This window comes from Streptomyces sp. NBC_00510 (assembly GCA_036013505.1).
GTDB lineage: Bacteria > Actinomycetota > Actinomycetes > Streptomycetales > Streptomycetaceae > Actinacidiphila.
The window spans coordinates 183,683-206,217 of sequence record CP107851.1; the positions used below are offsets into that span (position 1 = coordinate 183,683).

The window sequence follows — 22,535 nt, forward strand, 5'->3', positions numbered from 1 at the left end:
GACGGCGACACCGCAGGTGGGCTCCGTCGCCGGTCAGCCCCACGACAGTGGGGAAATTCAGGGAGCAGGTCTGTCCCATCCCCGAGCGAAGGGAGAGGATCTTCAAGGCTCTGGCTGCAGCTTCCCTGACGATCTTGAAGACGCGCGGCATTACCGGAATGCTGACGCGTGTGGGGAGCAATGTTGCACGAAGGTGGGCGTTGGTCCAGGACGCCGTCGGGCGGGTGTTGTCACAACCCGTGTCGCGCCTGGTAGCCGACAAGCCTCGCATCCCTGTTGAGGTTGCCGATCGATGGGACATACCAGAGAGCGACCGAGTTGCCCTGCGCGAGTGGGGTTTGCCACAGATGCAAACCTTCACACCCCACTATGCCGGTACGTTCCCCACTCTCCTGCCCAACCGGGCAGGCAAGCACGAGCGCCGCCTGGTCAAGGACGGACAACAACTCTACGACCTGGGGCATTGGGGGACCGACCCGAGTAGCTGCGTGGCCGGTGTTGTTCCCGGAGAGGGCCGGGTGCTGTGTCTTCTCCCCGCGCCGATCACCGTTGACGATCTGCCGGAGGTTCTTCGGCCGTACAACCTGGGGCTTCGCAAGCCCGCGGTCTCCTTCTTCAGCTCCTCCGTCGCACAGTACGTCGAGACGGCCTGCCGGTGGCATGCGGCCCTACAGATCCTCCAGCAGATCGAGGAGCCTGAGTTCCTGACGGGAGAGGCGGAATACGTACGCCACCACGACCGTCTCTACTCGCTCGTGGAGCTTGTAGTGGATGCGGTAGGACGCATCGATCCAGCGGCGAACGCCGAACACCAAACCTCAGTCTGGATCGAACTGATCCGCCAGAACTCGGTGTGATGACGAACCGCACTCCCCCGAGTCGTGTCTTACTGGCTCGAGGCGCGGCCAACCGCCCCCGCTACGTTCTACTTCTCCTCCGGCTCCCAGGCGCGGAGCAGGTCGAGCAGCCCTGCGTCTCCGTCAACGTGCAAGGAGTCGGCCTGGATCCGGTCGTACAGGTAGAGGACCAGCTCACTGGCCGTACCGTGGACGGAGGCGCCGGCTGCGTCCGAGTCTTCGCCGGTCGCGGCGGTGGGCGCGGGAATGCAGGTGGTGCGTGCACCGTCGCCGTCGACGGTGAGGCGCCAGGAGCGGCCCTCGGCGGCGTGGAAGTCGAAGGCCGTGGGCTTGTGGGGCCAGGCACTCGGCGTTGCGCAGACGGTGAACAGGAACTCCTCCACACCGTCGAGCGCCAGCTCGACCGGCAGCGGCTGCGTGGCGCCCCCGGCGAGCTGGGCATCGTAGGTGTGCACCGCGGTCTCCTGGACCCGGTGTCGGGCAGTGCCGCCGGCGGTCTGCGGTGATTGCGACGCGGGCCACCACGTCCAGCAACCGCTCTCCGGTCCCGCCGCGCGCAAGGCGCCCAGCAGAAGCTGCGTCGACGCGTCCAGCCAGGCCAGCAGGGCCTCACGCTCCTGCGGCACTTCCAGCGCGGCGCGGGCGGCGACGGCCTCGGCCGGGGGAGCGTCGGCAGACCCCGCGTCGACGATGGCAGCCCAGAAACGGTCTCCCCCACCCAGGTGCTTCACCAGATCGAACAGCGTCCACCCGGGGCAGGTCGGCACCTGCGCGTCGAGACCGGGCGCGGCGGCGACCACGGCGCGGAAGGCGGTCGACCGTTCATCGATCAGTTGCAACAGGTCAGGGAACTCAAGATTCTTTGCCACGCCGGATGTCTATCACCGTGCTCCGGTGATCGGACAGCGATTTTCACAGTCGCCGCCGGTTGGCGATTGCGGACGTCCTCGCCTCCCACCGGACGTGTCGTACCCGGCACAGGTAGTGACAGTGCCGCCCACATCAGATCGAGCTGAGGCTGATCTCGAGCGGGAAAGGAACTGCGGTCTTCACGATGTCGGTGAAGACATCGCCGTCGCGGTAGAGCCCGGCGGCTGGATCGATCACGTAGGTATACACCAGGGGTACTCCGTTGGCTGTCTGCTCCACACGCCAGTAATCACAGCCCGATCGCTTACGAGCGAGCCTCGTCCAACTCGCCCAGGACACGCCCCCAGCCGTCCTCGCCCCCATGCTCGGCCTCCACACCAACACCCTGGTGAAGTGGCGCCGCCGCGCCGCCACCGACTGGACCCCCTACCTCGAAGCCCGTAGCACCAGCCGGGCACCGGGAGACGATACGACCGGGCCCTGATGGCCTGGCCGTTGCCCCACTCCGTTCCTTCTCCAGGTCAGGCGCCGTCTTCAAGGGGTCCGGGATTGTCCGTCGCCTCCCTCACTGGAGCACGACGGTGACGCCGTACTCGCGCAGGAGGTTCACGGTCTCCTCGAAGTAGGACGGGCCGCCGAGGTGGTGCAGGATGTGTCCGGCGAGGGCGTGGCGGGCGATGTCGGCGTGGTGCCACACGAGGGTGAACGGCGGGACGACGGAGGGCCCGCCGCACAGGTAGTCCTGCACCGAGTCCAGGTCTCTGCCGTAGTGGGCGCCAGGGCCGAGCAAGGCTTCGCCGAGTGCCAGGAGCAAGCCGGCCCTGTCGGTGACGTGCTGTCCGTCCAGGTGGTACGTCCCGCCGGAGAGGCCCTGCAGCCCGTACGGGCCGACGCGGGTGAGGTCCAGCCACTCGGACCGGCCCTCGGCGTCGAACTGTGCCCACTGGTTGGGCCGTGTGGGAACACCGTCGGACCAGATCTCCCAGACTGCGCGGGCGGCCAGGGTGGGGCGGTCGTCACCGGGGTCGGTGATGGTGACGTCGATCAGGGCTCCGCCGAGGACGGATGGGCGTGCCTCGACGGTGTCCAGGTCGAGGTGGTACCCGGTCATCGTCCGGCCGTGGTGGTCGAGGCACCAGAGCGTGATCGGGTCGCCCTCCTGCGGAAGGGGACGACACAGCAGGGCCAGAAGCGGTGCGGCGGGTTCGCAGCCGATCAGGTGCACGGGCTGGGTGGGTCGCTGCGGGCGCGGGGTGAGCAGGCCGTCAATGGAACGGCAACCGCCCGATGGGCTGTCCCCCCGGATCGAGGGGAACCACAGGTCGAACCGCGGGCTCGAAGGCAGCAGCTTGCCGCCCCAGTAGTCGTCCTCTCTGACGCCGGTGCCCACGACGATGTCCACGCGCCCGGGATCGCCCGCCGTGGGCCACTGGGCCAGGACAGCCGTGTCCTCCAGGTCCCAGTAGCGGGACGGCCCGCCGTTCGAGGGATCCACAGGCTCGATCGAGAGCATTCCGTCCCCCAGCAGCCGCACCGGTTCGGCGCTGTCCGTCACGGCTTGGACCAGCAGGCTCTCGCGCGGGCAGCCGCGCAGTGTCAGGACCTCTCGCGGCAGCGGAGGCGGGTCCATGAACAGGCCCTCGACCTCCGCGCACCGCCCCCACAGCACGCCCTCCTCCTCACCGTCGGTGTCCTCCCGCACCAGGAGATACCGGACCGGGAAGTCCCGCTCCCACCCCACATGGTCCTCAGAGCGCACGCTTCTCCCCTGCTACCAGGCTGTCTTGGCGCGCCAACCCTACGGCTCGCTGACGCCGAAGCCCTCCGAATATCGCTTGCTTGGAATGACGCTCCCCGCCAGTCGGCGCCTCACAGTGGACCGCGGCGCAGCGCCAGGCCTACGCCAACGACCTGGACGAGCCGCGGGCGCTGGTGGGGTCACCGCTCGCAGCAACAGATCCAAGTCGGACAAAGACGTTGCAGAGTGGCTGCCGCCGGCCGCAGCCGCGCGATGCCGGTACCTGCTCGACCGGGTGACCGTGAAGACCCACTGGCACCTGGCGGTCGACGACATCGAACGCGACGCCCTGGTACGCGAAGCCTCAGCGTGCCCGCGTACCCATCGTCACCACACCGACGGACACCCCACAGCCGAGCTGACCTCTACGGCGTGAGGCGGTGGCTGCGCCGGGGGCCGGCGATGGAATCCTGGGCACCGGCCGCCGCGTGCACGCCCGAAGGCAGGCCGGATACGTCCGCAGGCCCTGCCCCCGTGTGGGGCAGGGCCTGGGTTCCCAAGGCAGCGGCACAAGGGCGGACGATCATGCTCTTGCGCCAACCAGTTGGTAGGTACGTGGTCTGTGGTGGGCAATGATCCTAGTCCCGTCGCATTCGCGGGAGTTATTCCAGCGTGCGCCAGAGGTTGTCGAAGGCAGCCTGCTCGATGGCGCGTCGTTGTTGCTCCGCCTCCAGTTCCTCCAGCGCGGTACGGATGGAGGCCAGCACTGTCTGCACCGCGTAATCGGTGATTTCGGTTGATTCTTTAGCCTGGTCGTGGTCGATACCCAGGCTTTCAGCGAGAGCGAGGAGGACGGGCTCGGCATGGGCCCAGCGCGTGGTCGCCCGGTGGCGAAACGGTGAGTTGACCAGAGATCCGTGCCCCTCCCGGAAGAGACGGCCGCGCTCTCGCACGATGGTTCCCTGTGCTTCCAGTGCGACCACGTATGTCTCCGTCAGGGTCTTGCCTCTGCGCCACAGCCAATCACTTACCAGCTCGTACGGCTCGTCCATGACGAATGAGGCGGCAGCCTCGGTCAGGAGGGGATCAGCCGGTTCCCCTAGATGGCCCGGCACGATCCGATCCCCGTCCAGCCGGATAGTCGGGGCCTTGAGAAGGTCGATCAACTCGGCTCCCGCGAGCGCGAGCGACAGCCCACCTGATGCGAGCGGAGGCCCGACTTTCACGTCCAGGACGACGATCAGCAAGTCTTGCGGTGTGGTCATGAAAAGCTCACGTCCAATGGGTCGTAACCCACGACGTCAAGTGCCGCCGGGGATGTGCTCGTTGTGTTGGTTGAGCTGTTGACCTGCCGCATCCGGCCGCTGAGGGCCAGAGCTCGGCCGGGATCCGCATCGCGGGCCTCGTCCTGGCGAACCCTCACACGCAGCAGGCCGCAGAACTCGCTGATCACTTTCTTCCCGCCAGCGACGGCGTCGGAAGAACGCATAGACACCGCCCAGGATGGACAGTCGACGGGTACGGCCCGCCACTTGATGCCGTTGTCGGCGACGGTAGCGGATCGCGTCGTTCATCTGCCGGTGGCAGTATCCCTTCCGCTGCCCGCCCGATCGAAAGACGGACCGGGAAGTCACACTCGTTCTGATACTCACCGTGATCGATGGAGCAGCGGCTTCTCAGGCCGACTTGTCGCCGCCGTTCAGGATGGAGAACAGTTGCAACGCCTCCACGTAGATCCACACCAGGGTCAGTGTGAGTCCGAAGGCCGCCAGCCAGGACTCCTCGCGCGGGGCTCCGTGGGCTATGCCGTCCTCGACCTGCTTGAAGTCCAAGGCCAAAAAGCACGCGCCGAGGATGATGCCGATGACGCCGAAGAGGATGCCAAGGCCACCGCTGCGAAGGCCCAGGCCGTCACCACCGGCGAAGGCGGAAATCAGTAGGTTGGCGACGGTGAGCAGCAAGAAGCCCATCGCGGCTGCCATCGCGAAACCGTAGAAACGTCGGGTGACGCGAATCCAACGTCTCTTGTATGCGATCAGCGTGCCGGCGAGGACCGCCATCGTGCCGAGCACGGTCTGGATCACTACGGCGGGGCTGATGTAGGTGGAAGTGACGCTGGAGATGACTCCGAGGAAGATGCCTTCGAACGCTGCGTACGCCAGGATCAGTGCCGGGACCGGCTTGGCCTTCAATGTTTGGGCGAGCGACAGGCCAAAGGCCAGCAGGGCGGCTCCGATCGCGATGCCGTACGACGTGCCCAGGCTGGCCTCATCGACAGGCAGCAGCACCCACGCAAGGACGGCGGCGAGCACAACCATGCCAAGTGTCATTGCCGTCCGGGCGACGACATCGTCGATGGTCATCGCAGTGCCGCAGACCTGCTGCAGAGCAGCGGGCCCGGCGTCAGGCGCAGCGTCCGCGCTCTGCACGGTCGCGCTCCGGCTGGCCGTGCCCTGCGCGTAGGGGTTGTCCGCGGCAGAGCCATCGGCGTGCGGCTTTTGCTCGTTGAAGCCCGCGCAGGTGTTGCCGCGGTTGAACACCCCTCGCGAGAAGACAGGATTGCTGCTCTTCATCTCACTCATTCCTCTGTGGTTGCACCCCCGGTCCGGTCTCGATATGGATCTGGAGATCCGAGTACTGGTCCTGTGGGATGCCCCAAAACGGCTTTCATCGATGACATGTGTCACAGGTGCCGGCGGCTCACCGTCGCCCGCGGTCGGGTGCCTCAAATCTCCGGAGGGCGCGAGACGACCACATTGGGTTGACGTGCCCTTGTGTTCAATCTCGGCCACCAATCACCCTTCGCCACCCGCTCGAGTGGTGACGACTCATTTCGGGTGATACATCACCCCACCCAGGAGGGTCAGGTCAGATCCATTACGCACTCTTCTCAACCGCCCGGGCGAGCAGCGCGGTGGGCCGGGCGGATGATGGGCGGCGATCTGCCGGGATCTCAGTGGAGAGCCTCCGGCGGCTGATCGGGCCAGGGGCGGAGCTCCGCGGCCGCCTTCGGCCCGGGTGGTTCGTCGCGGTCTCCGGCTGCCTGCAGGGCAGCGGGCGCTCTTCGGTGCCGGAGTCGCACACTGTCGTCGCAGCGTCAGCTCGCCGACCAGATCGTGCACGGGCCGATACGGGCGACCGTGCCGGAGTCGGCCGCGCCGTCCTCCTCCACGATCGCACCTTGTGCCCGTACGGGAAGCATCAGGCCGCGAGCACGTGGAATGTGCTCGGGTCGAGCGTTTCCCGAGGCACCCGCTGAGCATCGCGCGCCGACAAACAGTGCCTTCGCCCGTGTGGTCGAGTACGGCACCCCCAAGCCCGGTCGGCTCCTCGCCGGCGAGGGCTGGTAGTCGGCGTGCAGGATGGACGCGGCGCGCGGTGTGTCCGCGTGCCCTGGGGCGGCTGAGCGATTCGGGGCCGAGTCCCTCAGCCGCCCCGGGGGGCTAGAGCCGGTGCATCAAGTAGGGCACGGCCTGCTAGCGAAGGGACCGGAAGCCCGCGCGGAGCTCGTTCACGAACAGGGCCGGCTGCTCCCAGGCAGCGAAGTGGCCGCCCTCGTCGAGCCTGTTGTAGTGGACGAGGTTCGGGTAGGCCCGCTCGGTCCAGGTCTTCGGGGGCTGGAAAAGCTCGTCGGGGAAGACGCTCACGGCGACCGGGAGCCTGACGCCCTTCGGCGCGAAGAACGGGGAGATCCGGTTCTCGGCGTAGAGACGGGAAGCGGAGATCGCGGTGTTCGTCAGCCAGTAGAGCGTGATGTTGTCCAGGACGTCGTCCCGGGACAGGCCCTCGGTCACCCCGTCGAAGGCCCGGGAGATCATCTCCAGACTGGCCGCGTCGTGGTCGAGCAGGAAGGCCGCCAGACCGACCGGAGAATCCGCCAGCCCGGTCAGCGTCTGCGGGCGGGAGGCCATCATGTAGGCGTAGTAGACGTGCTTGTAGAAGAAGTCCAGCTGCTCGACAGCACGCTTCTCCTCGTCGTTCACCAGAACCACGCCGGGCGGCAGGGGGTTGCCGGCCGACACGGCCTGCTCGATGACGGGCGGGAACACACACGCCAGATTGGTGTGGATACCGACGAGGCCCTCGGGCTCCTGCACGCCCATCATTTCGGTGATGAGCGCACCCCAGTCGCCGCCCTGCGCAACGTACTTGGTGTAGCCCAGGCGCTTCATCAGTTCGGCCCAGGCCTGGGCGATGCGCTCGGGGTCCCAGCCGGTCGAGGTCGGCTTGCCGGAGAAGCCGTAGCCGGGCATCGAGGGGATCACCAGGTGGAAGGCGTCCGAGGCGTCGCCGCCGTGGGCGGTCGGGTTCGTGAGCGGCTCGATGAGCTTCATCTGCTCGATGATCGTGCCCGGCCATCCGTGCGTGATGATCAGCGGCAGGGCGTTCTCGTGCTTCGAGCGGACGTGGATGAAGTGGATGTCCAGGCCGTCGATCTCGGTGATGAAGTGCGGCAGGGCCTTCAGCTTCGCCTCGGCCTTGCTCCAGTCGTACTCCGACGCCCAGTACCGCGCCAGCTCCTGAAGGGTGGCCAGCGGGGTGCCCTGGGACTGGTCGGCGACGGTCTCCTTCTCAGGGAAGCGCGTCGCGGTGATCCGCGCGCGCAGGTCCTCGAGCTCCGCCTCCGGGAACTCGAACGTGAACGGACGGATCGCATCCCGGTCAGGGGTGACGGACATGTTGATCTCCACGATGTCTAAAGTGATTTGCAGAAGGAGGTGGGATTTGACGTCGAGTTCGCAGACGTATCCGCACGTTGTCAATCCCGCTTGCCGGCGCTGCGGGCCGAGGCCTGCTCTGCCTTCCGGCGCACTTCCATGATGGGCCTGGGTTGCCACATCGGTAATCTGGAAAATGACCTAGATTCCGCAGTGGCGGTGATGTTTTTCCTAGGTAACGTGACGTGGTCCCGTCGGTAGGCTTCAGAGCAGTCATGTGACGGAATCCCGCGGTCGCCACCGTGGTGACGGGCCGGCAAGGGAGTTGCCGCTTCATCGCGTGCGGTCACGAAGGGGATCACTTATCGGGGCGGCGCCGGAACTGCCCCGTGTTTCCGGCCCCTGCGCCGGCGCCCGGCGCTATGGACGGGCAGAAATTCTGCGGTCCTCGGCCGCGACCCAATGACTGCTGGCGCCTCTGACAGCCGACGAGACCGTATTCGTACGTCTGTGGGCGCCCGCGCTTCGGCTTGGGAGTCCGTCGGCTGCCAGGCAGCAGAGCGTTGCGAGGGCGTGGTGTTGGGCCGACGGCCGTGAACTGCACAGCCTGGCCCCGGACCTGGACGATGCGCGCAGGCTCCGGGGCGGGTTCCGCTTTCCGTGCCTCCCCTGAGCCCTCCTGCTCTGGTCCGGCCGCACGACGGAAACCGTAGGGCAACCAGGGCAGTTGCACGGCCAGGCGACAAGTACGACGGTGTCTGCACCGGACCCCTTGGCGAAGGGCTTTCAGGCTCGGCGGTGAGCCGCCGACACAGCTTGGCGGCCGCCCACTCCCCCAACGCACCGCCAGCGGACCCAGACCGAACGAGGACAGCGGGCGCAGCTCGGTTGCAACAGCGCCCTTGCAACGCCATGAGGGTCCCTGCCTACTTTCCGGCGGGGACCCTCACGTGGACACGACGCAACCGTCATGCAGTCAGACACTGCCCGGTGCGCCGCAGGGAACTTGGCGAACGCTCGATTCCGACCCGTTGCGTGAAGGGCGGAAATTACGAGCCACTCGGGCCTCCGGGCTTGCGCCCGGTCCACCGGTGCTGAACGGCCTGGTTCGAAATTGTTGCCGGCCATGATGAAGGCCAGCGTCGCGGTGCAGTCGTAGGTGAGTCCGACGGCCTCGCTCAGGGCGAAGGTTTCGGCCCGCACGAAGGCGACATACCCGCGCAGGGGCAACGCGATCTGTGCACCGTCCCGGAGGTGATGGTCTTGCGCTGCGCTGCAAAGAGGATGACCAGCGTGGTCCAGGGCCGTACTTTGAGGTCGAACTTCTCCTCGCGCCTGGGTTCGACCCCGTCCTGTGCTCGCCTACGTGCCGGGGAGGAACCCGGCCACGTCAGCTGGAGGAGTGCGATGCCCGCCGCCCAGGTGGCCCCTGGTGCGGGGCGCCCGCCTCCAACGCGCCGCGGGTGGCGAGGCTTTCATCGAGGCCGAAGAAGCCGCCTCAGGCGCCTGCCCGTTTCGGCAGCCGCCAGTTCGGGCGCGGAAAGTGACAGGTGTAGCCGTCCGGATAGCGTCTCAAGTAATCCTGATGCTCCGGCTCGGCTTCCCAGAATGTGTCGGCCGGCACGACTTCGGTCACCACGTTTCCCGGCCACAGGCCAGATGCCTCGACGTCCGCGATGGTGTCCTCAGCGATCCGCCGCTGCTCGCCGTCGAGATGGAAGATGATCGAGCGGTAACTGGCGCCGACGTCGTTTCCCTGCCGGTTCTTCGTCGTCGGGTCATGGATCTGGAAGAAGTATTCCAGAATGGCGCGGTAGTCGGTGACGGCAGAGTCGAAAGTGATCTCGATCGACTCTGCATGATTTCCATGGTTGAAATAGGTCGGATGGGGCATGTCGCCGCCGCTGTATCCCACCCGAGTACTCACGACGCCGGGGAGCGTCCGGAGCAGATCCTGCATGCCCCAGAAGCAGCCGCCCGCAAGCCATGCCTTTTGCTGGAATTCAGTCATCCCTGTTCGTCCTTCTTCCATGTTCGGGAACACACGCACATACCGGCCGATGTCGGCCCGAGGCAACGGCCCGGATACGTGCTTCTCGGCAACTCACGCGCCCCGGCATCACCGTCCGCGGCGCCCATGACCACGCCAAACGCGTTTCCGGCCACCCGTGGCAGCAGACGCGGCGGCTTGCCGGGGCGCTTCGGGGAACTGTCGGAAGCCGTCCGGGCATCACAAGGACAACACCGATCGGTTTGTCCGGGTGTACCGCAGGCGGCAGGCTCTGCCCACCTTCTCCAGGGCGTCGCATCTGCGCCAGAGCGCCGAGTTCACGAAAAGGACGGGTCCCGCGCTCCGGTCCCCTGCTGTCGGGGCGCGGGGCCGGAGCCGGGGGGTGCGGGACCCGCCGTTTGAGGGGGCCGTATGAGAACCGGCCCGGTACCCGATGTTCAGGCGTTCGCGTTCGGGGTGCTCGTGGACCTGGTGCGTAGCGTGGCCGCGTGGCCCGGGGCGGCCAAGTAGCTCGAAGAGGAGCCACTCGGCCGCCCGGCGGGTTGGGGGTCCGTGCAGTCGTTTGTTGAGACGAATTACCGCAGGGAGCGGAAGCCCGCGCGGACCTCGTTCACGAGCTGCTCAGGCTGCTCCCAGGCGGCGAAGTGGCCGCCCTCTTCGAGCCTGTTGTAGTGGACGAGGTTCGGGTACGCCTGCTCTGCCCAGCTCTTGGGGGCCTGGTAGACCTCGTCGGGGAAGACACTGACGGCGACCGGGAGCTTGACGCCCTTGGCGCCGAGGAACGGGGTCTTGTTCTCCGCGTAGAGACGCGCTGCGGATATGCCCGTGTTCGTCAGCCAGAAGAGCGTGATGTTGTCCAGGACGTCGTCTCGGGTGAGGCCTTCGGTCTGTCCGGCGAAGGCCCGGGAGATCATCTCCAGGCTCGGCGCGTCGTGGTCGAGCAGATAGGCCGCCAGGCCGACGGGCGAATCCGCGAGTGCGGCCAGCGACTGCGGGCGCGACGCCATCATGAGGAACTGGGCGATGTTCTGGTACAGGTGGCCGACCTGCTCGACCGCGCGCTTCTCCTCATCGTTCGCCAGAACGACGTCGCGGGGCAGCGGGTTGCCGACCGCAAGCGCCTGCTCGACAGCGGGCGGAACCGTGCCGGGCAGGTTGACGTGGATGCCCACCAGTCCGTCGGGCTCCTGCACGCCCATGAGGTCCGAGATGATCGCACCCCAGTCGCCGCCCTGCGCGACGTACTTCGTGTAGCCCAGGCGCTTCATCAGCTCTCCCCAGGCACGCGCAATGTGCTCGGCGTCCCAGCCGGCCGAGGTCGGCTTGCCCGAGAATCCGTAGCCGGGCATCGACGGGATCACCAGGTGGAAAGCGTCCGAGGCGTCGCCGCCGTGGGCCGTCGGGTTGGTGAGCGGTTCAATGATCTTCAGCTGCTCGATGATCGAGCCGGGCCATCCGTGGGTGACGATCAGCGGCAGAGCGTTCTCGTGCTTGGAACGGACGTGGATGAAGTGGATGTCCAGGCCGTCGATCTCGGTGATGAAGTTCGGCAGGGCCTTCAGCTTCGCCTCGACCTTGCGCCAGTCGTACTCCGTGGCCCAGTAGCGCGCGAGTTCCTGCATCGTCTCCAGCGGCACGCCCTGCGAATGGTCCGCGACGGTCTCCTTCTCGGGGAAGCGCGTCGCCTCAATGCGTGCACGCAGCGCCTCGAGCTCCGACTCAGGGAACTCGAACGTGAACGGACGGATTGCGTGCTGATCGGGGGTGACGGACATGGTGTCTCCTTGATGTCTGCGTTATTTGCAGGAGAAGGCGGGATTTGACGCCGAGTTCGCATACGTGTCCGCGACTCGTCTCTCTCGCCGGCCGGCGCTGGGACCGTGTGACCAGACCCTGCTTTCCGGCGCACTTCCATGATGGTCACGAGATGCCGCCTCGGTAATCTGGCACGTGACCTAGATTCCGCAAGGGCGGTGTCGTGCTTCCTCGGTAACCTGACGCGGTACATCGTTGGTGTCACGGCCAGTCATTCGACTTACTGAGCACTTTCAGCCTTGCCGCTCCACGGTGAGCACTGCTGCGGCGATTGACGAACATTCCAAGACTTCATACGGGCGACGCCTCGTTCCACCGAGTCCCGGCGCCCCACTGCCGACGACATGGTCGCGCCCAGCGACATACCTCAGACGAACCGCCCCGTCTGACCCGTACGGTCAGCCGGATGGCGAAGGCGCCAACCACCCCTGTCGGCGCGTGAAGTGTGCGACGAACCGGGACGTGACGTCGTTACCGGGCGCAGCAATGGTGCGCCTGCTGTTCCGGGATCGCCACGCTCAGGCAGGCTCTCGGCACCGGTGCCTGGCCTGCGGGGCCCGCAAGCCGTGGGCGGATGCCGAAGGTCGCCGCACATGAGGTGGTCCGGGTGCACGGCGTGTCCGGTAGTTGGTCCCGGCAGTAGATGCCGGGGCAGTTTCCTGGCAGCGGCTATCGCCCGGTGGGCGGCGGGGATGACGTGGCCGTTTCAGCATCAGGTGCTTCGGGGGTGCTCGCCGGACGCCGCCGGTCCAACGCCTTGCGTCGCTTGTCAGCCGAAACGCGCGGTGCGGTGCGGGCGGATCGTGGCGGCGATTGCGTCGGCCAGTGCCGGGACCTCGTCCGCCGTGAGGGGCGAGATGGTGATGCGGATGCCGGGCGGCGAGGAGAGCCGGAAGCGCGCGCCAGGTGCGACCGCCCAGCCTGCCTGCAGCAGTCGGGTCACCACCCCGGTCTCGTCGGGTACCGGGACCCAGACGTTCATGCTGCTGCGACCGTAGGCCGTGATGCCGCGGTCGGCCAGCGCCCGCACGAGACCGTCGCGGCGCGCAGCGTAGGCGGCGGAGACCGCCGCGACGTTCACGGCGTCGGTGCGCCAGAGGTGGGCGACGGCGTGCTGGAGCAGATGGCTGACCCAGCCGGGCCCCAGGCGGTAGCGGCCGCGGAGTCGGCCGAGGGTGAGGGCGTCGCCGGTGAGGACGGCCAGGCGCAGGTCGGGGCCGTATGCCTTGGCGGTCGAGCGGACGAGCATCCAGTGCGGGGTGCTGCCGGCGAGCGGGTGGAGCGGCAGTTCGGTCAGGCCGTGCACGTGGTCGTCGTCGATGACGAGGACCTGCGGGTGGTCCGTAAGGATGGCACGCAGGTCCTGGGCGCGGGCGGCCGAGATCGTGGCGCCGGTGGGGTTCTGGCCGCGGTCGGTGACGATCAGCGCCCGCGCGCCCTGCCGCAGGGCGGCGTCCACGTCGTGCGGCAGCGGGCCGTCGTCGTCCACGCCGACCGGGACCGGCCGCAGCCCGAGGGCGGGGACGAGGTCGAAGACGCTGCCCCAGCCCGGGTCCTCCACCGCCACCGCGTCCCCCGGCCGCAGATGGGCGGTGAGCGCGCGCTCCATGGCGTCGAGCGATCCGGAGCTGAGGCCGACCGGGCCGTCGGGGACGCCGTCGGCGTCGAAGGCGGCGCGGGCCAGACGGCAGAGCTCGTCATCGACTGGGGCCTGGCCGTACAGCATGGGTTGCCGGGCGTTGCGGGCGGCTGCCTCGGCCAGTGCCACGCCGAGTGGGGGGAGCAGCGCGGTGTCCGGGTTGCCGGTGGACAGGTCCCGCACTCCGGGCGGCACCTCCAGGCGGATCTCGTCGTGCGTGGTGATGGAGGGGCGGGGCCTCACCCGGCTGCCGCGGCGGCCCGCGGTCTCGATGACGCCGCGGTCGCGCAGCAGGCGGTAGGCGGCGGCGACGGTGTTGGGGTTGACGCCGAGTTCGGTGGCGAGCTCCCGCAGCGGTGGGAGTACGGTGCCCGGCGCGAGCGTGCCCTGTCCGATGGCCTGCTCGACGCTCGCCGCGATCTCCATCGCGCCCCGACCTGTAAACGTGTACTCTCCTATCACAATATCCATTATGCGCTAGTGCAAAGGACCGCGCTATACCTCCCCCGTCCTCCGCCGGTGATGCCTACGCTGCGACTGACCGCACGGTCCCGACCCGCAGCCGCGAGCGCGCCTCGTACGACCGCGACCTGGTGCACGCGATCCTCGACGCGGACTACCTCTGCCACCTCGGCTTCGTCCGCGACGGGGCACCGGTCGTGCTGCCGACCCTCTACGCCCGCGTCGGCGAGCGGCTCTACGTGCACGGCTCCACCGGCTCCCGTCCGCTGCGCGACGCAAGCGAGGACACCGGGCTCCCGGTCTGCCTGACCGTGACGCACCTGGACGGACTCGTGCTGGCCCGGTCCGCCTTCCACCACTCGATCAACTACCGCTCCGTGGTGGTGCACGGCGTGGCCCGCCAGGTCACCGACCCCGCCGAGCGCTCCGCGGCCCTGGACGCCCTCGTCGACCACATCGTGCCCGGCCGCGCCGCCGACTCCCGCCCCGCCAACGCCAGGGAACTGGCCGCCACCGCCGTCATCGCCCTCGACCTACACGAGGTCTCGGCCAAAGTGCGCACCGGCGGCCCCGGCGACGACCCCGAGGACCTGACGCTCCCCCACTGGACGGGCGTGCTGCCGGTGACCCGCTCCTACGGGACGCCCGAACCCGCCCACGACCTCGACCCTTCGATCGCCGCCCCCGGCTACCTCACGGAACGTTGAAACGAGTCGCACGCATCGCCCCCCGTGACGCGACGCCGCCGTCGAGGACAGCGAATGGCGGGACCGGTTCGCTGCGCACGACGTCACCTGACCGCGCCTCCTACGCCCAACTACTGCAGTTCGTCCACAACGCGCAGCAAGGCAAGGTCGTCACTCGTTCGACCCGCGACCCGCGTGAGAGGGCTGATGTCCCCCATGCGTATGAGGACAAAGCGGCTTGACACGCAGAGGTGTCATCGGGCCGCGCATACCCGTCCGGCCGTGCGGGTTGTGATCCTCCACGACGAGCCGACGGATCTTCGGAATGACAACCCCGGAGAGTTCCAGCCTCGTTGAAAGTCAGACCGGGCGGAGAACCACGACACCATCGCCATCGCCTCGTTGTCCTTGACCTCCCCGACCCCGTCGACGCAGATCGGCAGTGATCGCACGCAATGTCGCGTCGCGATTGTCCGTCGCGGTGACCGGACAGACCCCTTCATCACCGAAGCGGCCGAGAGCCGGGGAAGCGCCACCAGGCAGCAGGACCCGTAGGACTGCACGCAGACGGTTGGTGGTGCGGGTGCGCTCCGCGTCCACAAGGTCGTTGCGCCACTCGGTCGGCAGCCGCAGGACCGTGGACCAGTCCCCAAGATGGCCTTGCGCAAGTCGGCTCGGAACAGCGTGACTTTAGTAACGTGGAGCGCGCCAACGGGATCGGTCTTGCGGTCGCCGCCAGAGGCCGAGACCTCGACCCTGAGGGCACGTCGCTGACGTCCTCGCCGGCCAGGACCAAATGTTGAGCGAGAGTGCGTCCGAGGCCGCCGATGCTCTCGCCGGCGAAAATGCCTGTCCAACACCCCGCCATCCCAGACCACCGCCGAACAGCGGCGCGCGCACCGCATGAGGCTTTGAGGCTCCACATCGTGAACGCCAGTACTCCAGCAGCGTGTGCCCCAGCACCCTGCCGCACAGTTCACGGGGTCACTGGCCGTCAAAACGGCCGGGTCGCTCAGAAGCGAGCCGCTGGGCCGCTGGGCCGCTGCGCCTCCTCAGTCGCGTTGCAGCACCGAGCCGACTGTCGGCACGGTCGGTGACCGCACCCCGGGATGCAGGTGACAGGGGTCACTGCTGCTGTCCCGAACGGCCGGAACACCCCAGATCTGCCGGCTGTTGAACGACGCGTAGGTGTCAGAAGGGACATTTCTCCCCGGCCCAGCCCCTCGGCTTGCGGCGAACCCCACACCTCTCCTTCTTCCCGACTCTGCTGTGAGGATCAACTTCTGTGCCGTATGACATCGAAAAGCCGGACGAGCAGTGGCGCGCCGAACTGACCCCTTCCGAGTACCAGGTCCTGCGCCGCGCCGCCACGGAGATGCCCTTCACCGGCGAGTACACCGACACCAAAACCCAAGGCGTCTACTCCTGCCGCGCCTGCGGCGCTGAACTCTTCACCTCTGCAGAAAAGTTCGACTCCGGCTGTGGCTGGCCCTCCTTCTACGACCCGAAGGACAGCGACGCAGTCGAACTGGCCGAAGATCGGTCCTACGGCATGGTGCAGACCGAGGTCCGCTGTGCTCGCTGCGGCTCGCACCTCGGGCACGTCTTCGAGGGAGAGGGCTTTGCCACTCCGACCGACCAGCGCTACTGCATCAACAGCATCTCGCTGCGCCTGACAACCGACGAGAGCTGATCATCACTTAGTGTGGAATGTCAGCTGCTGTGCACCATGCCTGCCTTCTGCCGTCGACTGTTGAGCAATTCATCCGACACGCGTCACGGGAAGTGCAGTAGCCCGGAGGCGGCCTGCCGCGCTCCGCGGCGCGGCGGCATCCGCCCCGGCTGAGGAGCCCGCAATGCGAGCAATTGTCAAGAGTTGTGGGTCGGCACTGGTGCTGCGCGCTCACCCGAGCATCGGGAAATCGGCGTGGTGCCGCCAGTTCTCGCCGTCGCTGACGAGCAAGCTCACTGACGAGATCGTTGCCGTGACGGGTAGTCGTTGGGCCAGTTCCGCCTCCACCTCGTCGAAGACGCGGGGCTGCTGCCCATAGGCGACGGTCAGGTGCGGGATGACCTCGGTGAACTGTCCCCCGCAGGGCGGCGCCTCCGGCCATCGCGCGGCTACGGTCTCGGTCAGCAGGCGAAGCGGCTGGTGCGGCGTCGGAGCAAGGTAAAGCACGTCGGGGAAGCGGCGGCACTCGTCGAAGCGGACCGTGAAGGGGCTGTGCTTGCCGATCAGGACCTTGAGGTCACTGATGACCGCAGTGGTGATGAGATCGACGTCGAGGAACGGGAAGAGCACCGTCACGTGGACGGGAATCCCGGCCGATGCGGAGGCGTCGAATCGGCGTCGCCAGTGCCCGACCAGTGGCTCGGCCTCTGCCACGGTTGCCAGCAAGGCGGTCTGACCTGCTCGAGGCTTGTCATGCGACACTTCGAACCCTGCACCGGAGCGGACCAGGGCGGCGAGGTGGGGCTCCAGTGACCGCCCGCCGGCGGTCCTGAGCCGACTCGACGAGCTTGAACACCATCGCGCAATGCGGCGGCCGGGCTGTCGGCGCCGTGGGTGACCTTCGTGCCGAGCTTGACCGTGGAGAACGTTGACCACCTTCAGCCGAAGGTCCCCCTCCTCGATCACCCTGCCCCTGTCGTCAACGAGGGCGAGCACGTCACCGCTGAACAGGGAAAGCACCTTCGTTCCATCCCTGCCCACCTGCGCCCAATCGGCGGACCCGCCTACCCGGCGGCTACAGCGATCGGCTGAGCCCGTCCCCCCAGGCCGGCCCGGCGGGCGGACACATCAAGGTGCTGTTCGCGATCCGGGCTTTCAGCGGGGGCGTAACAGGCCACCTGTCGACTGAGCTGTAGTAGGCGCTGGCGCCGAATCGGCCCCACAGAAGGGGCCCAAGTGACGCCAGGGATCAGTATGCGCGGTCACATCAGGACGTGGGGAATGCTGCGCCGCAAAGGAACGTAACCACTGCGACTTGCAGAAACTCTGGGAATTGGCCGCCCGGCGAAGCGCTTTTCGATCAAGAAAATACCTTTGGCAATCGTTAAATTTGCAAGCGTTACTTGCCTCAAAGCTAAATGGCGGGTACCTTTCCCGGTGTGGGTCGGAGCCGACTGCAATCGGCTGACTCCCTGCCCGATCGCATGTGCCCGTTGTGGCCGCCCGGGCGGTACGCGCTGCTGTGCGGCGCCCTCACATAGATGAACCGCGGCGCACTGAGTGTTGCCCTTTCACCAGTCAAGAATTCACTATCTGAAAGGCGTCTCCATGGACTTGAAGCTCGAAGTGATCGTGCTCCCCGTCTCCGGCATCGGCCGGGCAAGGCCTTCTTCGAGAAGGCCGGCTTCCGTCTCGACGTCGACTACACGGCCAGGGACGACTTCCGGGTGGTGCACCTGACCCCGCCCGGCTCCGAGTGCTCGATCATCTTCGGCAAGGGGATGACCGACATCCCTGCGGGCGCGTTCCAGGGCCTGTACCTCATCGTGTCCGACATCAACGAGGCGCACGCAGAGCTCGCGGCTCGCGGCATCGACGTCAGCGAGATCTTCCACGACGAAGGTGGTCTCCTCCACCACGGCCACGGGGGCGGCAGGTGCGTCCACGACGGCGAAGGGCAGCGACGCATCACCGGTATGCACCCCGAGCGCGCCTCCTACGGCTCCTACCTCACCTTCAGCGACCCGGACGGCAACGGTTGGGTGCTCCAGGAAGTGAAGAAGCGGTTCCCTGGCCGCTGACGTCGCCCCCGTCCACCACCCGCCACCCGCCACCCGGCGACGGACTATGCGGTCAGCAGCCGGTCCCGCTTGATGCAGCACGCGCACAGCCTGACGGGAACGGTGCACGGCCCCGGCCCCTGGCTCTCCGGGCAGGCACCGGATGCCTGCGGGGCACGGCTTTGGCTGCACCACCTCCGGCACGCCCCCCACACGCACCCCCGGCAGCCGGCACGGAAGTCCGGCGACGGGCGCCCGCTTGGCCTTTCCACTGCAGGCGCCCGTGAGCAGGCTGGCAGCAATCCGCACCTGCAATTCCTGACTTGATCCCCCCACCACCGGTACGGAGCAGTGATGAACGAGACCACCCGCACTTACGACGTGATCGTCATCGGCGCAGGGCCGGTGGGCGAGAACGTGGCCGAACGCGCTCGTGCCGCCGGGCTGAGCGCCGTGATCGTGGAGCGTGAACTGCTGGGCGGCGAGTGCTCGTTCTGGGCCTGCGACCCCAGCAAGGCGCTGCTGCGCCCGGTGGTGGTGCAGGCTGACGCGCGCCGGGTGCCCGGGCTTGGTCGGGCGGTCGCCGGGCCGCTGGACGCCGGGGCGGTCCTGGCTCACCGCGACAAGATGGCCTCCTACTGGAAGGACGAGGACCAGGTCGGCTGGCTGGAGTCGGTCGGCGTCGATCTGGTCCGCGGCCACGGCCGGCTCGACGGCCCCCGAACGGTCCGCGTCGAGACTGCCGACAGGGACACGGTCACGCTCTCGGCGCGGCATGCCGTGGCCGTGGCCACCGGCACCTACGCGGCTGTGCCCGCGCTTCCCGGCTTGGACACCGTCCGTGCGTGGACCAGCCGTGAGGCGACCAGTGCCGGCAAGGTCCCCGGACGCCTGGCCATCGTCGGCGGCGGTGTGGTGGCCGTCGAGATGGCCACGGCCTGGCAGGCGCTCGGCTCTGAGGTGACCCTGCTGGTTGCCGGGGACGGGCTGCTGCAGCGGATGGAATCCTTCGCCGGCCGGCTGGTGACGGACGGCCTGCGTGAGGCCGGCGTCGACGTCCGGTTCACGACCTCCGTGGCCCGCCTGGCGCGTGAGAACGGCGAGGTCCAGATCGCCCTCGCCGACGGCGGGCACCTGGTGGCGGACGAGATCCTGTTCGCCACCGGCCGGGCCCCCAACACCTGGGACCTGGGGCTGGAGACGATAGGTCTCACCCCGGGCGACTGGCTGAAGGTGGACGACACCTTCCGGGTGACCGGCGTCGCCGACGGCTGGTTGTACGCCGTCGGCGACGTCAACCACCGCGCCCTGCTGACCCACCAGGGCAAGTACCAGGCCCGCATCGCCGGGGCCGTCATCGGGGCGCGTGCGGGCGGCGAGGTGGTCGACGACACCCTGTGGGGTGCGCATGTGGCCACCGCCGACCACATGGCCGTTCCGCAGGTGGTCTTCACGCATCCGGAGGTCGCCTCCGTCGGTATGACCACTCACGACGCCGTGGGTTTCGGGCACCGGATCAGGGTGGTCGACTACGACCTGGCGCACGTGGCGGGTGCCCACCAGTACGCCGAGGGGTACCGGGGTCAGGCCCGCATGCTCGTCGACCTCGACCGTGGCACCGTGGCCGGCGTGACGTTCGCCGGGCCCGGCGTGGCAGAACTCGTGCACTCGGCCACTGTCGCTGTCGCCGGCGAGGTGCCGATCGACCGGCTCTGGCATGCCGTGCCCGCCTTCCCCACGATCAGCGAGATCTGGCTGAGGCTGCTGGAGACCCACCGGGGCTGAGGCGCCAGGGCCGCACATGGGGCCCAGCGCTTCCGGCGTTCGCCGCCGACCGTTGCCCCTTACTGGTCCCCCTGCAGTAGACACCTCCTAGATCGTTTCGCTCACCCGTTGTGAGACTCTTGCCTCCCCGATTCGCCCTGCTGGGCGACAGTTTGGCAATGAGAGCACCGCTGCCGGCAGGTCTTGGGTCACATGACTGTCATGACTCCGGTGCGCCGGTACCGCGTCACGTTACCTAGGAACAACGCCACCGCTGCTATGGAATCTAGGTCACGTTCCGGATTACCGGGCTTACGGCCCGCGCCCATTATTGAGGTACGCCGGAAAGCGGAAGCGGGCCACACGGGGCGGCCGGGCGACTCGACACCGATTAGCCCGGCCGCCCCATGCAGGGCGGCCCCGGGCCGTGGAGTCCCGCCAACGCCGCGGACGCCGGACAGTGCATCCCTGCACCTGATCACTGCGCCTGACCACCACGACGGTGATAGCAACCGCCCATCCCCTTCTGCCAAGAAGGGGTTCCTCATCAGTTTGGAGAAACACGTGTCTTCAGTAATAGAGGTGCCGGTTGACACCTCACGCCTGCCAGTCATCACGGACTACGCGAAAGGCCGGCATCGGGGGAAAGCGGCATCCGAACGTCTGCGAGACCTGTGGCTGAGCGGACAAGGGCGGCATCGCCGTGCCGCAGCGCCCGTCTCCATTCGAGAACAGACATGAACCGGTCGCTCTCCCGCACCGAGCCCGTACACCCGATCAGGCACATGGGCGAGATGGATGGTGGCAGCGGTCTGATCCAGTGGACGGTCTGCGGGGAGACCGTGCTCGCGCGGTTCGAGCGGCAGACCATGCCCTTCCTCGGCCGGCTGTACGCAGCCGCAACGCAGATGGCATGTGACGCCGACCCCGACGACCTGGTTCAGCAGACGTATCTGCAGGCCTTCGAAGCTTTCGAGATGCTCCCCGAGGGAGTCAACCTGAAAGTCTGGTTGTTCCAGATCCTCACCCACACCGCGCTCGACGCTTTCGGCGAGCGGAACCGGCCCGGGGATTGTGCCCCCCAGCCCACAGCAGAAGGCCTGCAAGAGGTCTCCGGTGAGCAGGTTCCGGTATCCGGTGAACACGCGGCTCGTGTCACACAGGCGCTGGGCCTGCTACCCGAGGAGGATGTGTCCGCTGCGCTGCAGCGCCTGCCGGCCGAGGTACGAATCGTGGTGTACCTGGCCGACGTTGAAGACTTCACTCCCGCCGACGTCGCGGAGACCCTGGGCATCTTTCCAGGCACTGTGCGATCGAGGCTCCGCCACGGGCGGGATCTTCTCCTTGAAACGCTCACTGCCGCCGCCCATCAGCGCGGGCTGCTCAACTGACTGCACCATCGCGTCCGTGACGACGGACACCCCGCCCAGGAAGTTACTGGCTTGCGGTGACGTTGGCCGTCAGCCGCTCCAGGAGAGCCTTGACGTTCCCCGCCTCCGTCGCGGTCAGGCCTGCAACCTGCCCGATCGTGGCCGGAACGACCCACGCACGCTTCCGCAGTTCGGCACCCTGTTCGGTGAGGCTGATCTGCACCGAACGCTCGTCGCTTGCCTGGCGCTCGCGCCGGACCAGCCCGTGAGCCTGCAGGCGCTTGAGCAGTGGCGTCAGGGTGCCGTAGTCGAGTTGCAGGAGCTTGCCCAGCGACTTGATGGGCAGCGCACCGTGCTCCCACAACACCAGCATCACCAGATACTGCGGATAGGTCAGGTCGAACTCTTCCAGCAGAGGCCGATAGCGGTTGGTCAAGGCCCGCTGCGCCGCGTACAGGGCGAAACACATCTGGTCGTCGAGGAGCAGGCTGACCTCATCGGCCTCCGCCGTTGGCCGCTGGGCGGCGGGCTGGTTCTCACTCATCGCAACTCCCCTCCGCATAATACTTGCGCACTAAACTGTACTTCTCACAACTTCCACGCAGGCCATTATATTGCGCACACTTAAAATTGCACACCGCGTCGCGGAACCGGTGCGTGAAGTTGCGCGATGCCACCACTGGAGTCCTCTCGCCTCGCGGGTCCGATCGGCAGGAATTCCGGTACTGCGCTGCTTATTGGTGGTGGAGAGGGCCATGTGAATCCTGTGCTTCCTGTTGCCCCGCCCGTCGACCCATGTCGCCGAATGCTCAGCAGGTGAGCCCCGGCCATCGCTGAGGGCCGTTGCCTTGTTGCCGTGGCGGCACTGCCGGGGCTCTGCCGTCACCAGGTGCGGCAACGGCACCCGAGGCGGCCCGCTTCCCCGGCGGCGCA

The 22,535-nt window shown here is 67.5% G+C and carries 16 protein-coding genes and 3 pseudogenes; 8 read left to right on the plus strand and 11 right to left on the minus strand.

Translation table 11 applies throughout. The annotated features are described in order from the left end of the window. The first annotated feature begins 134 nt into the window (after positions 1 to 134). Complete coding sequence (locus tag OG937_00780; protein WUD70361.1) at positions 135 to 857, plus strand: SUKH-4 family immunity protein; 723 nt, start codon at positions 135 to 137, stop codon at positions 855 to 857. Between the two features lie 68 nt (positions 858 to 925). Here the strand turns inward: OG937_00780 and OG937_00785 are convergent, their stop codons facing one another. Continuing rightward, a complete protein-coding gene (locus tag OG937_00785; protein WUD70362.1) occupies positions 926 to 1,726 on the minus strand; it encodes a maleylpyruvate isomerase family mycothiol-dependent enzyme in 801 nt (266 codons plus the stop codon). 362 nt (positions 1,727 to 2,088) lie between these two features. Between OG937_00785 and OG937_00790 the strand changes: the two genes are divergently transcribed. Next, entirely contained in the window at positions 2,089 to 2,211 is a 123-nt protein-coding gene (locus tag OG937_00790; protein ID WUD70363.1) for a hypothetical protein, read from the plus strand. Between the two features lie 81 nt (positions 2,212 to 2,292). Here OG937_00790 and OG937_00795 read toward each other — a convergent pair whose 3' ends face one another. Further along, positions 2,293 to 3,486 (minus strand): barstar family protein, encoded by a 1,194-nt coding sequence (locus OG937_00795; protein ID WUD70364.1) that lies wholly within the window; start codon positions 3,484 to 3,486, stop codon positions 2,293 to 2,295. Positions 3,487 to 3,590: 104 nt separating this feature from the next. On the opposite strand from OG937_00795, the pseudogene OG937_00800 reads away from it, so the two are divergent. Then, positions 3,591 to 3,901, plus strand: a pseudogene (locus OG937_00800) (hypothetical protein). A gap of 226 nt (positions 3,902 to 4,127) precedes the next feature. Here OG937_00800 and OG937_00805 read toward each other — a convergent pair. The 7 genes and pseudogenes from OG937_00805 to OG937_00835 all read right to left on the minus strand — a co-directional run bounded on the left by OG937_00805 (position 4,128) and on the right by OG937_00835 (position 14,050). Further along, positions 4,128 to 4,730 carry a GPP34 family phosphoprotein gene (locus tag OG937_00805; GenBank protein WUD70365.1) on the minus strand — a complete coding sequence of 201 codons (603 nt, stop codon included), beginning with the start codon at positions 4,728 to 4,730 and terminating at the stop codon, positions 4,128 to 4,130. Between the two features lie 411 nt (positions 4,731 to 5,141). Beyond that, positions 5,142 to 6,038, minus strand: a complete 897-nt coding sequence (locus OG937_00810) for a Bax inhibitor-1/YccA family protein (GenBank protein ID WUD70366.1) — start codon at positions 6,036 to 6,038, stop codon at positions 5,142 to 5,144. A gap of 903 nt (positions 6,039 to 6,941) precedes the next feature. Continuing rightward, complete coding sequence (locus tag OG937_00815; GenBank protein ID WUD70367.1) at positions 6,942 to 8,144, minus strand: epoxide hydrolase; 1,203 nt, start codon at positions 8,142 to 8,144, stop codon at positions 6,942 to 6,944. A 1,086-nt stretch (positions 8,145 to 9,230) separates the two neighbouring features. Further along, positions 9,231 to 9,418: pseudogene (locus OG937_00820) on the minus strand (arsenical-resistance protein). 203 nt (positions 9,419 to 9,621) lie between these two features. Next, the gene (msrA, locus tag OG937_00825; protein WUD70368.1) at positions 9,622 to 10,134 is read right to left on the minus strand and encodes a peptide-methionine (S)-S-oxide reductase MsrA; all 513 of its coding nucleotides are present in this window, start codon (positions 10,132 to 10,134) and stop codon (positions 9,622 to 9,624) included. 575 nt (positions 10,135 to 10,709) lie between these two features. After that, positions 10,710 to 11,909 carry an epoxide hydrolase gene (locus OG937_00830; GenBank protein WUD70369.1) on the minus strand — a complete coding sequence of 400 codons (1,200 nt, stop codon included), beginning with the start codon at positions 11,907 to 11,909 and terminating at the stop codon, positions 10,710 to 10,712. Between the two features lie 809 nt (positions 11,910 to 12,718). Next, on the minus strand, positions 12,719 to 14,050 hold the full coding sequence (locus OG937_00835) for an aminotransferase class I/II-fold pyridoxal phosphate-dependent enzyme (protein ID WUD78590.1): 1,332 nt from the start codon (positions 14,048 to 14,050) through the stop codon (positions 12,719 to 12,721). 35 nt (positions 14,051 to 14,085) lie between these two features. Between OG937_00835 and OG937_00840 the strand changes: the two genes are divergently transcribed. Together OG937_00840 and msrB are read left to right on the plus strand one after the other, a co-directional pair. After that, the gene (locus OG937_00840) at positions 14,086 to 14,757 is read left to right on the plus strand and encodes a pyridoxamine 5'-phosphate oxidase family protein (GenBank protein WUD78591.1); all 672 of its coding nucleotides are present in this window, start codon (positions 14,086 to 14,088) and stop codon (positions 14,755 to 14,757) included. Between the two features lie 1,264 nt (positions 14,758 to 16,021). Beyond that, complete coding sequence (msrB, locus tag OG937_00845) at positions 16,022 to 16,429, plus strand: peptide-methionine (R)-S-oxide reductase MsrB (protein WUD70370.1); 408 nt, start codon at positions 16,022 to 16,024, stop codon at positions 16,427 to 16,429. Positions 16,430 to 16,639: 210 nt separating this feature from the next. Here msrB and OG937_00850 read toward each other — a convergent pair whose 3' ends face one another. Continuing rightward, entirely contained in the window at positions 16,640 to 17,428 is a 789-nt protein-coding gene (locus OG937_00850) for a 2'-5' RNA ligase family protein (protein ID WUD70371.1), read from the minus strand. A gap of 588 nt (positions 17,429 to 18,016) precedes the next feature. Between OG937_00850 and OG937_00855 the strand changes: the two are divergent. The 3 genes and pseudogenes from OG937_00855 (at position 18,017) to OG937_00865 (ending at position 21,623) form a co-directional block, all read left to right on the plus strand. Then, a pseudogene (locus OG937_00855) lies at positions 18,017 to 18,489 on the plus strand (glyoxalase). A gap of 333 nt (positions 18,490 to 18,822) precedes the next feature. Further along, on the plus strand, positions 18,823 to 20,253 hold the full coding sequence (locus tag OG937_00860) for an NAD(P)/FAD-dependent oxidoreductase (protein WUD70372.1): 1,431 nt from the start codon (positions 18,823 to 18,825) through the stop codon (positions 20,251 to 20,253). 764 nt (positions 20,254 to 21,017) lie between these two features. Then, entirely contained in the window at positions 21,018 to 21,623 is a 606-nt protein-coding gene (locus OG937_00865) for a sigma-70 family RNA polymerase sigma factor (GenBank protein WUD70373.1), read from the plus strand. 43 nt (positions 21,624 to 21,666) lie between these two features. Here the strand turns inward: OG937_00865 and OG937_00870 are convergent, their stop codons facing one another. Then, the gene (locus tag OG937_00870) at positions 21,667 to 22,146 is read right to left on the minus strand and encodes a MarR family transcriptional regulator (GenBank protein ID WUD70374.1); all 480 of its coding nucleotides are present in this window, start codon (positions 22,144 to 22,146) and stop codon (positions 21,667 to 21,669) included. Positions 22,147 to 22,535: the final 389 nt, after the last annotated feature.